Origin of the sequence: Bathymodiolus heckerae thiotrophic gill symbiont, from assembly GCF_900180345.1 — a bacterium.
Classification (GTDB): Bacteria; Pseudomonadota; Gammaproteobacteria; order PS1; family Pseudothioglobaceae; genus Thiodubiliella.
The window spans coordinates 1-10,304 of sequence record NZ_FXLV01000052.1; the positions used below are offsets into that span (position 1 = coordinate 1).

Annotated in this window: 15 protein-coding genes; 13 read left to right on the forward strand and 2 right to left on the reverse strand. The window is 37.3% G+C overall.

Features of this window, described 5'->3' with window-relative positions:
• Window positions 1–231 precede the first annotated feature (231 nt).
• The 7 genes from CRYPD_RS06460 to CRYPD_RS06480 all read left to right on the forward strand — a co-directional run bounded on the left by CRYPD_RS06460 (window position 232) and on the right by CRYPD_RS06480 (window position 4,199).
• Entirely contained in the window at window positions 232–477 is a 246-nt protein-coding gene (locus CRYPD_RS06460; RefSeq protein WP_138146776.1) for a transposase, read from the forward strand.
• Between the two features lie 285 nt (window positions 478–762).
• Window positions 763–918, forward strand: coding sequence for a hypothetical protein (locus CRYPD_RS08135; protein ID WP_171004376.1), 156 nt, complete (start codon window positions 763–765; stop codon window positions 916–918).
• A gap of 189 nt (window positions 919–1,107) precedes the next feature.
• A complete protein-coding gene (gene panC, locus CRYPD_RS06465) occupies window positions 1,108–1,917 on the forward strand; it encodes a pantoate--beta-alanine ligase (protein WP_138146777.1) in 810 nt (269 codons plus the stop codon).
• A gap of 2 nt (window positions 1,918–1,919) precedes the next feature.
• Window positions 1,920–2,498 (forward strand): NfuA family Fe-S biogenesis protein, encoded by a 579-nt coding sequence (locus CRYPD_RS06470; RefSeq protein ID WP_138146778.1) that lies wholly within the window; start codon window positions 1,920–1,922, stop codon window positions 2,496–2,498.
• A gap of 21 nt (window positions 2,499–2,519) precedes the next feature.
• Window positions 2,520–3,443 (forward strand): thiamine-phosphate kinase, encoded by a 924-nt coding sequence (gene thiL, locus CRYPD_RS06475; RefSeq protein ID WP_138146779.1) that lies wholly within the window; start codon window positions 2,520–2,522, stop codon window positions 3,441–3,443.
• 150 nt (window positions 3,444–3,593) lie between these two features.
• Window positions 3,594–3,743: a hypothetical protein gene (locus CRYPD_RS08140; RefSeq protein ID WP_171004377.1), complete on the forward strand. Its 150-nt coding sequence runs from the start codon at window positions 3,594–3,596 to the stop codon at window positions 3,741–3,743.
• Between the two features lie 249 nt (window positions 3,744–3,992).
• Complete coding sequence (locus CRYPD_RS06480) at window positions 3,993–4,199, forward strand: hypothetical protein (RefSeq protein ID WP_138146780.1); 207 nt, start codon at window positions 3,993–3,995, stop codon at window positions 4,197–4,199.
• A 46-nt stretch (window positions 4,200–4,245) separates the two neighbouring features.
• On the opposite strand, the gene CRYPD_RS06485 is transcribed toward CRYPD_RS06480, so the two are convergent.
• The gene (locus CRYPD_RS06485; RefSeq protein WP_138146781.1) at window positions 4,246–4,506 is read right to left on the reverse strand and encodes a transposase; all 261 of its coding nucleotides are present in this window, start codon (window positions 4,504–4,506) and stop codon (window positions 4,246–4,248) included.
• Between the two features lie 304 nt (window positions 4,507–4,810).
• Window positions 4,811–5,221 (reverse strand): RNA polymerase-binding protein DksA, encoded by a 411-nt coding sequence (gene dksA, locus CRYPD_RS06490; RefSeq protein ID WP_138146782.1) that lies wholly within the window; start codon window positions 5,219–5,221, stop codon window positions 4,811–4,813.
• 79 nt (window positions 5,222–5,300) lie between these two features.
• On the opposite strand from dksA, the gene CRYPD_RS06495 reads away from it, so the two are divergent.
• The 6 genes from CRYPD_RS06495 to CRYPD_RS08470 all read left to right on the forward strand — a co-directional run.
• Complete coding sequence (locus CRYPD_RS06495; RefSeq protein ID WP_138146783.1) at window positions 5,301–6,062, forward strand: HAD-IA family hydrolase; 762 nt, start codon at window positions 5,301–5,303, stop codon at window positions 6,060–6,062.
• Window positions 6,046–7,539 carry a threonine ammonia-lyase, biosynthetic gene (gene ilvA, locus CRYPD_RS06500; RefSeq protein WP_138146784.1) on the forward strand — a complete coding sequence of 498 codons (1,494 nt, stop codon included), beginning with the start codon at window positions 6,046–6,048 and terminating at the stop codon, window positions 7,537–7,539. Before CRYPD_RS06495 ends, ilvA begins: the two co-directional genes overlap by 17 nt.
• A 25-nt stretch (window positions 7,540–7,564) precedes the next feature.
• On the forward strand, window positions 7,565–7,993 hold the full coding sequence (rimI, locus tag CRYPD_RS06505) for a ribosomal protein S18-alanine N-acetyltransferase (protein ID WP_138146785.1): 429 nt from the start codon (window positions 7,565–7,567) through the stop codon (window positions 7,991–7,993).
• 3 nt (window positions 7,994–7,996) lie between these two features.
• Window positions 7,997–9,244, forward strand: a complete 1,248-nt coding sequence (gene icd / locus CRYPD_RS06510) for an NADP-dependent isocitrate dehydrogenase (protein ID WP_138146786.1) — start codon at window positions 7,997–7,999, stop codon at window positions 9,242–9,244.
• Window positions 9,245–9,442: 198 nt separating this feature from the next.
• Entirely contained in the window at window positions 9,443–9,958 is a 516-nt protein-coding gene (locus CRYPD_RS06515) for a hypothetical protein (protein WP_138146787.1), read from the forward strand.
• A gap of 209 nt (window positions 9,959–10,167) precedes the next feature.
• Window positions 10,168–10,304, forward strand: a 137-nt coding sequence (locus CRYPD_RS08470; RefSeq protein WP_425290267.1) for a helix-turn-helix domain-containing protein, incomplete at its 3' end; no start/stop codon positions are given.

The window sequence follows — 10,304 nt, forward strand, 5'->3', positions numbered from 1 at the left end:
CATTGCAATTTCCCGTAGTAAGAAAATAGCAAAGTTTATTACAACTGGCTATTTAATTACAATTAAAATTGCACTTGTTATGCGAATTCAAGATTTGTGCTTGTTTTCACGCTGTGTATTTGTGTTAATGTCGTTTTTTAAGCTTAAAAAACTGTGAAGACCCCTGCATTAAACCAAAAAAATCCTAAATTAACCCTAAAAATCTTGTAAACGACTCATTTTGAAGAAAATATCAAGCAAGCAAGTAACCATACAGGCGTACGAGTTTTATATGACAAAGGGGCAGCCTCTCAAGCTAATAGCGAAGCACTTAAAGCACAAAAATTAAGAGATGGCATTATGCGTAAAAAGCCCAAAGGAAAGCCAATGAGTCGTTGGAATAAAGTGCGTAATAAGGCAATCAGCAAAAGAAGGTTTGTCGTTGAGCGTACTTTTGGTACGCTCAAACGCACTTATGGGCTCATTATATCAGCTTAGAGAAGGTTGCCAATGAGGTTAATCTTAAAGCCATTGCTTATAATTTAACCAGAGCAGCCAATGTTTACAAAGATTTGATAACGCTTTAGGGATTATTGGGTATTTTTTAATAAAAAGACCCAAAATCAACATAAAAAAGCAAGAAAATAGACCTATTTTTGGATAAAAGTTGGATTTTTATAGATTTACTTAGAAAAAATAGATTTTTTTAATTTTAGAGTTTATTTTTAGGGGTTATGCAGAGGTTTTCTTATATAAAAAACTATGCGAGACCTTTGCATAAATATGAATAATCATCAAAAATCCACTTTTCACCCGCTTGGCAATTTTTTAAACCCAGCCTTAGCCCTGCTAGGACAAGGTTTAATAAAATCACCAATCTGGCAAAAATTGAATTTTGCTAATCATCCCTATTTATGCAAAGGTCTCTATGCACTATAAATTTCGACACCATTTGTTGGATAATATTGTAGAATAGTTAAAAAATTGGGTAAAATTTTATGCCAATATTCAACGATATTGTAAGTGCGTATTATCATTTTGAGATGATCCGCTCGTTTAGTAATGGCAATGGTTGTATTGGGTGTTTAATTATTTTTTCAAGCGTATTCTAAGTAAATAATTTTAAATATGAAAATCATTAACGATATAAATGCAATGAAAAAATGGCAGAATAAAGGCGAAAAAATCGCTTTTGTACCGACCATGGGCGGATTACATCAAGGACATTTATCGTTGATTGAGTTGGCAAGAGAAAAGGCGGATAGAGTAGTGGTAAGTATTTTTGTCAATCCAACGCAGTTTAGCGAACGTGAAGATTTTGCTGATTATCCACGCACTATGGTTGCTGATTTGGCATTGCTAGAAAAGCAAAAAGTGGATTGTGTATTTACGCCAAATACTGAGATGATTTATCCGCATGGTATGGATTTGAAGTTTGATGTGGGCGAGATAGGGCAGATTTTGTGTGGTAAATCACGGCCGCATTTTTTTAATGGCGTGGTGCAGGTGGTTGAGCGCTTGTTTGAAATGATTCGTCCTGCTGTAGCAGTTTTTGGGCAGAAAGATTATCAGCAATTGCATATTATTAAGCAATTTATTTCACTTGGCACTACTTCAAAGATAGAAATTATTGCTGGCAAAATTGTGCGTGAGGCGGATGGGTTGGCGATGAGTACACGCAATCAGTATTTGAGCGTAGATGAGCGCAATATTGCACCACAACTTTATAAAACCCTACATCAATTACGCCAAGGTGAGTTAGATAGAAAATCTGCTAGCAAACAATTACAACGCTACTTTAAGCTGGATTATTTAGAAATATTAGATGCAAATACCCTTAAACAAATCACTGATAATACGAGTAAAATTGCGATACTATGCGCAGTGTTTTTAGGATCAACTCGTTTGATTGATAATATAATTTTTAAAAGAGGATAACTATGCTTACTATTACAAATGAAGCAGAAATTTATGTTGCCAAATTATTTGCCCAACAAAATGAAGAAAATTTAGGTTTAAAAGTAGATGTTGAAAAAGCGGGCACACCAGCCGCTATAGTTTCTTTTAACTTTTGTTTCCCTAAAGATTTGGGTAAAACTTATCAAAAATTTGAATATGAAGGGTTTACTGTCTATATTGATGAGTTGAATTTTAACGCTTTAAAAGATTCAGAAGTAGCGCTAAAAGAAGAAGGGTCAAGCAAAAAACTTACCATCACAGCTCCTAATGCCAAAGGCGAAAAGCCGAAAGATGATGCACCATTGGAAGAAAGAATTAAATATATAATTGCTGCCGATATTAGTCCTGGGCTTGCTTCCCACGGTGGTTTTGTTGAATTAGTTGAGATTACTAAGCAAATGGATGTTATTCTTAATTTTGGTGGTGGTTGTCAGGGGTGTTCGTCGGTTCAATCAACCTTGGAAAAAGGTGTTGAAGCACAACTTATGGCGCATTTTCCAGAAATTAACTCCGTGCGTGATGTAACAGACCATACTAAGACCGACAATGCTTATATGTAGATTTTCGTTTAATGGACTTCAATGAACGAATTTGATTTAATTGAAAAATATTTTGACTGGGGGCAGGGCATAGGCGATGATTGTGCTTTAGTTGCTGTCAATAGCCACCAGCAACTTGCCACTACTGTTGATACTCTGATTGAAGGTGTGCATTTCCCAGCAGATACCATACCACAAGATATTGCTTATAAATCCTTAGCAGTTAATTTGAGTGATTTGGCTGCCATGGGCGCAACTCCGCTGTATTTTTCGTTGGCACTCACTTTACCAAGCGTGAACGAACAGTGGCTTAAGGCGTTTTCCCAGTCACTAAAGGCACTTGCTAAACAATATAGCATTCGTTTGATTGGTGGCGACACTACCAAAGGCGTACTCAGTATCACTATTAACGCCACAGGAACTTTGGAAAAAAACCAAGCTCTGCTGCGTTCAGGCGCACAAGTAGGCGACAGTATATTTGTTTCCAACACACTGGGTGATGCCGCACTGGCATGGCAACAATTACAAAACCAACAAAGCCCATCAACTGCGCTATTGAAAAAATTTAATCATCCAGAACCACAAATAAAACTGGGGCAGTTTTTATTAGGTATTGCCAATAGCTGTATTGATATTTCTGATGGATTACAACAAGATTTATCACATATTTTGACCCGCTCAAAGGTTGAAGCCATTATTGATTTGGATGCATTGCCATTATCAGCAGAAGTTAGCAAACACATTGCCAACACAAGTGACTGGTGCGTAGCATTGGCAGGGGGTGATGATTACGAACTTTGTTTTACCGTACCAGAAGCGCACATCAGTAAACTTAAAGCCGTTCAACAAGAGTTGGGCATCATACTAACAAAAATTGGGGTTATAACATCGAAAAACCTAATCTCTCAATGCAGGCTAACCATCAAAGACTTAGACAAGGCTTGTAAGCCTTACCAACATTTTTAAAAAATAGAACAATCTGAGACCTTTGAATAATTCATAATTTCCTCTCCAAAATTCCATTCTTTTCATTTTTCTCTAAAAAATTTCCCAGATTTTTTCATCCTTGCATAAAAATCTAACAAATCATCTTTAAATAGAGACCTTTGCATAAATATGAATAATCATCAAAAATCCACTTTTCACCCGCTTGGCAATTTTTTAAACCCAGCCTTAGCCCTGCTAGGACAAGGTTTAAGAAAATCACCAATCTGGCAAAAATTGAATTTTGCTAATCATCCCTATTTATGCAAAGGTCTCAAATAGATATTTTTAGCGTTTATTTTCTTACTTTTTTACACTATTCCAGCTTTTAAACACAGCAACCTCTCAGGCTTTGCATTCGTTTGAATATATTCAAACCAGTCTTTAAGTTGTGACTCATGCAATTAACTGAGTTCTAGCTTTATTCCTCTCTAGGCCAAGGTATCTTGCCTTGCCTAAACCATGATGAAGCTGGAGTAAACCAAAGGAGACCACTGCATTAATCCATTACAACGAGACCTTTGCATAAATATGAATAATCATCAAAAATCCACTTTTTACCCGCTTGGCAATTTTTTAAACCCAGCCTTAGCCCTGCTAGGACAAGGTTTAAGAAAATCACCAATCCGGAAAAAATTGAATTTTGCTAATCATCCCTATTTATGCAAAGGTCTCACAACCTATGAAACGCATAAAATAGCACCTTTTTACCCAAAAACTATACAGCAATCCTTGTAGGGTAGTAAATAACTGGCTATTCTCCTCATTTTTGGATAAAAATGCACTATTTTTTTATGTTCTCTAAGCCGCACTGGGTTAATGCAGTGGTCTCTAAGTGAATGTTGATTTGTTCTAGTAGCGGTTCTAGCAGTTTTTCTGTATTTAACAGTTGTCTAAAACGCCAAATACTGGAATGATCCGGCACATTCTCGGACAAAGGTAAATCAATAAAATGCCTGAACATTAAATCCCTAGCGATTTGCTTTTCCAAAGCTTTATCACTTAGGTTATACCAAGCTTGAAGAATTAAAATCTTAAACATCATCAGTGGTGGATAAGCAGGCGTACCATGTGTCGATGAATACAGTTTGGATAAGGTTTTGTTCTATCTCATTCCAGTTGATGATGTTATGTACATCATCAAGCCCTGATAGGGATTTATGTTCGATAACGAGAGAATCTGCAAATGAGGTTTGTTGTGTGTTTTCTAGGGCATTTTTTAAGTATTTTTTGGGGTTGTTTAGATGGCTTCTATTTTACTGGTTTGGGTTGATTTATACAAAGGTCTCAATCTATAATTATCAGGCTTTCTAAATTTTTATAAGGAAAAAATAAAAATACGCTGAAAATCAGACTTCTTTGCGTTCTGCTATGGTTTTACAATCAATACATTCATCTGCGGTAGGCCTAGCTTCTAAGCGCATTAAAGCAATCTCAGTACCACAGGTTTTACAATAGCCATAATCCCCCATTTCGATAGAATGCAAAGTCTTTTCAATTTTGCTAATGAGTTTTCTTTCACGGTCTCGAGTTCTTAATTCAAGTGCAAATTCTTCTTCAAGTGTGGCTCTGTCATTATCATCTGCTACTTTTGAGGAGTCTTCTTGGATGTGGGTAATAGTGGATTCAGCGTCGCTGATTAATTGTTTCATCCAAGCGTTAAGTTTTTCTTGGAAGTGCTCAACTTGCCCTTCTGACATAAAATCTTCATTTTTCTTAAGTTTGTAATCGGGAATGTTTTGAAAATCAGGTTTTGACATAATAAGTTTTTAATTAAAAAAATAACCTTTTTACCTAAACTGCCTTAAAATAGCAATTTTTTTACATTATAAATTTTTTATGGCACTTGAAGCTCTTATTTTTGATGTTGACGGGACGCTTGCTAACACCGAGCGAGATGGGCATTTGGTCGCCTTCAACTTAGCATTTGCAGAATTAGGACTAGATTGGGTTTGGTCAAACGAACTTTATCATCAATTACTGGATGTGACGGGTGGTCAGTTACGCATTAAGCATTATGTAAAAACACATGAACCTGAGTTTGAGTGTGATGATATTGATGCATTTGCCAAAGAAACGCACGCCTTAAAAACCAAAATCTATGTGCGTCTTGTAGATGCAGGCGACATTCCTTTGAGAACTGGCGTAGTGCGTTTGTTTAATGAAGCGCGTGAAGCGGGGCTGAGATTGGCAATTGCCACCACTACCACGCCTGCAAATGTTGATGCGTTGATTGTTAATACTTTAGGGCGTGATGCTTTGGATTGGTTTGAGGTGATTGGTGCAGGTAATGTAGTGTCAAATCTTAAACCAGCGGGAGATATTTATCATTGGGTGTTAGAAAAAATGAATTTAGAGGCTAATGAGTGTATTGTTTTTGAAGATTCACATAATGGCATTGTGTCAGCAACAGATGCCAATTTAAAAACATTGGTTACTGTTAATGAATATACCAAGTTACACAGTTTCGATAATGCAATGGTTGTTCTTAATAACTTAGGTGAGCCAAATAAGCCTTTTACTATTATAAAGGGTGATGACACTAATGCTACTTATGTGAGCGTTGATTATTTAAAGGAGTTACATGGAAAATATTATTGATTTGGTTAATTCAACACGCGTTTATAATGTTGTCAGCCCAACGCCATTGGGTTTGGCGTATCAGTTAAGCGAACGCAGTAAAAATAATGTCCACTTAAAGCGTGAAGATAAGTTGACAGTTCATTCTTTTAAGTTAAGAGGCGCTTATCAAAAAATATCCAGTTTATCACCTGAACAAGCAGCCAAAGGTGTGATTGCCTCAAGTGCAGGTAATCACGCACAAGGCGTGGCAATGTCTGCCACTAAACTTGGTATTAAATCCGTTATTGTCATGCCACTTTCTACACCTAAAATTAAAGTTAATGCTGTTAAGCAATTAGGCGGCAAGGTAATTTTGTATGGCGATATGTATGATGATGCATATCAGCATGCCAAGCAATTGGAACAAGAACAAGATTTGGTGTTTATCCACCCGTATGATGATATTGAAGTGATGGCAGGTCAGGCAACTATTGCCAAAGAACTGTTAGAGCAATTGCCAAATATGGACAAAGTATTTATCCCTGTGGGCGGTGGCGGTTTAATTGCGGGTATGGCGACTTACCTAAAACATTATGCGCCTAATATTAAAGTGATTGGTGTTGAACCAAACGACTCGCCAACTCTTTATCAAGCACTCAAAACTGGAGAACGCATCATATTACCTGAAGTCGGGCGTTTTGCTGATGGTGTGGCTATTAAGCAAATTGGTGAAAAAACCTATCCAATTGCCAAAAAAGTGGTGGATGAAGTTATATTGGTAAGTAACGATGAAATCTGTGCAGCGATTAAAGATATTTACGAGGATGTGCGTTCTATTGCAGAGCCGTCTGGTGCTTTGGCTACAGCAGGACTTAAAAAGTATGTTGAGCAAAATAACATTGAAAATGAAGACTTAGTCTCCATTGTTTCAGGGGCAAATGTGAATTTTGACCGTTTACGCTATATTGCTGAGCGTGCTGATTTAGGAGAACACAGTGAAGCTATTATTGCCGCCACTATTCCCGAACAACCTGGTAGTTTTTTAAAATTTTGTCAATTACTTGACCAGCACGCAATTACCGAATTTAATTATCGCTATACACCCTCTGATCAAGCGCGTATTTTTGTGGGTGTGGCACTCAGCAAAGGGCTAAGTGAAAAAGAAGCCTTATTAAGTAAACTTGCTAAATCGTTTGATGTATTGGATATGAGTGATAATTCTATTGCTAAAGGCCATATTCGTTATATGGTCGGTGGCAGAGCAAAAGTTGATAACGAAGTCTTGTATCGTTTTGAATTCCCCGAACATCCTGGCGCCTTATTGGACTTTTTGAAAAAAGTCGGTACCAATTGGAATATATCCCTATTTCATTATCGTAATCACGGCTCAGATTTTGGTCGTGTGTTAATCGGCTTACAAGTTGATAATGTTAAAGACATTGAGCGTAGTTTTGACGAACTCGGCTACTTCTACCAAAATGAAACCGATAACAAAGCCTACCAATATTTTCTTTAAGAAATTTACTCTATTGGATTTTTAAATGATTTCCTTTAGTCCATTTAGAGTGCAAGATATAGATACCGTTTTGGCGATAGAGTACCTTGCTTATAAAACGCCTTGGAGTAGAGTGCAATTTACTCAGAGTTTGGGTAATCCGAATATTCTGGCGACTTTAATTTTTAAAGATGAACGGGTGTTGGGCTACAGTGTTGCGTTGCGTTCACTAGATTCTGTTGATTTATTAAATATCTGCATTCATCCTGATTATCAACAACAAGGATTGGGCGCTCAATTATTCAAAAAACTGTGTGTGACAGGTGTTAAAGACATTTTTATTGAAGTACGCCGTTCTAACTGCAACGCCTTATTGTTCTATAAAAAATTGGGGTTTAAGGTTATTGATATCCGTAAAAAATACTATTACGATGGCGAAGATGCTAAAATACTGCGTTTTTCAATAAGCAATTAAAAGATGAACAAAAAGCGTATTCATATGCCAGTTGATGGTGAAAAAATTACTTTTAAAAATGGCACTATTCAAGTGCCGAATCAGCCGATTGTTACCTATATTGAGGGCGATGGTATTGGTGGAGATGTTTCACCAGTGATGAAAAAAGTGATTGATGCTGTTGTGGAAAAAACCTATAACGGCAAAAAAGCCATTCAATGGATGGAAATTTATGCTGGTGAAAAAGCCAATAAACTTTATGGCGAATATTTACCCCAAGAAACACTGGATGCCATTCAAGAGTTTGCTGTGGCAATCAAAGGCCCCCTTACCACGCCTGTAGGTGGCGGTATGCGCTCACTTAATGTGGCAATTCGCCAAGAACTTGATTTATTCATTTGTCAACGCCCAGTGCAATATTTTGCAGGCACGCCTTCGCCAGTCAAAGCACCTGAGAAAGTCGATATGGTGATTTTTAGAGAAAACTCCGAGGACATTTATGCGGGTATTGAATACCAAGCAGGCACAGAAGAAGTAAAAAAAGTCATTGATTTTTTGCAAAATGAAATGGGTGTTACTAAAATTCGTTTTCCGCAAACTTCTGGTATTGGCATCAAGCCTGTTTCTCAAGAAGGCACGGTACGCCTAGTTCGTGCCGCTATTCAATACGCCATTGATAATGACAAAGATTCTGTTACTTTAGTGCATAAAGGCAATATTATGAAGTTCACTGAGGGTGGGTTTAGAGATTGGGGTTATCAGCTTGCGCAAGAGGAATTTGGCGCTGAAGTTATTGATAATGGCCCTTGGTGTCAATTCACCAATCCACATACTGGCACAGTTATCACTATTAAAGATGTGATTGCTGATGCTTTTTTACAGCAAATTTTATTGCGTCCAGAGGAATATTCAGTGATTGCCACTCTTAATCTAAATGGTGACTATGTCTCAGATGCCTTGGCAGCGCAAGTAGGTGGCATTGGTATCGCACCGGGTGCTAATTTATCTGATACCACAGCAGTATTTGAGGCCACACACGGCACTGCGCCAAAATACGCAGGACAAAATAAAGTTAATCCAGGCTCAATTATCCTCTCAGCAGAGATGATGCTCCGTCATATGGGTTGGAACGAGGCAGCCGACAAGGTGCTAAATGCAATGTCAAGCGTCATTCAGAATAAAACGGTTACTTATGATTTAGAAAGACTGATGGACGGTGCCTCATTATTGTCTTGTTCTGAATTCGGCGATGCGATGATCGATGCTTTGTGATGCTTAAAGAATTTTTATTTAATTTATTTTTTACGCTGTAAATCCTATTGCAAAAGCATTTTTATGTATTATTAAAAATAATATTAGAATATAATTGATTTCTAATATAGTTACTGTATAATGTGCTTTTATCAAGGCAAAAAGCCTGATACAAAGCACATCAATAATGGTGTGTTAAATTTTAACTGGGAGAATACAATGAAAAAAATTATTGCAATCGCTACTATCGTAGTAGCAACATCAGCTTCAGCTGGTTTTTTTAACAATGGTAACAGCAACAACAGTAACTGGAGCCCATTCAACAATGGCAGCTCTAATTGGGGTCCTATGAATGGTGGCTCTAACTGGGGTCCAATGAATGGCGGTTCAAACTTTGGTCCATTCAACGGTGGCAACAACTGGGGCCCTATGAATGGTGGCTCAAATGCTGGTCCTTTCAACGGTGGTTCTAACTGGGGCCCTTTCAATGGCGCTAACAACTGGATGAACGACACAGATTTCGGTTTGAAATTCGACACTAAGAACAAAACTGACAACAAGTATTCAGGTTCTGCTGACGCTAAAGGTACTGGCGTTGCTGAAGCTACTGCTAGAGGTCAAGCTGATGCATATGCTAAAGGTCAAGCAGACGCTTTTGCTAAGACACAAGCTGATGCCTACGCTAAAGGTTACGCAGATGCAACTGCTAAGTCTAACTCAGATGCTGTTAAGTAATTAATACATTATTAGATGCTGATTAACTTCAGTAAAGCAATAAAAAACCACCTTTTAAGGTGGTTTTTTATTGGCTGTAATATCATGCTATTGATTTTCAAGCATTTTTTATTTATCTTGAATTCGCATAACAAGTGCAATTTTAATTGTAATTAAATAGCCAGTTGTAATAAACTTTGCTATTTTCTTACTACGGGAAATTGCAATGAATTATCAACAAATACCAGATAAAAGCGTGTTTACAACTACATATGAATCAGATTGGCATTGCCAATCTGTTAAACAGAAGTCCGGCAACTATCTCACGTGAGATTAAACATAATACTGGCAAACGAGGCTATCGACC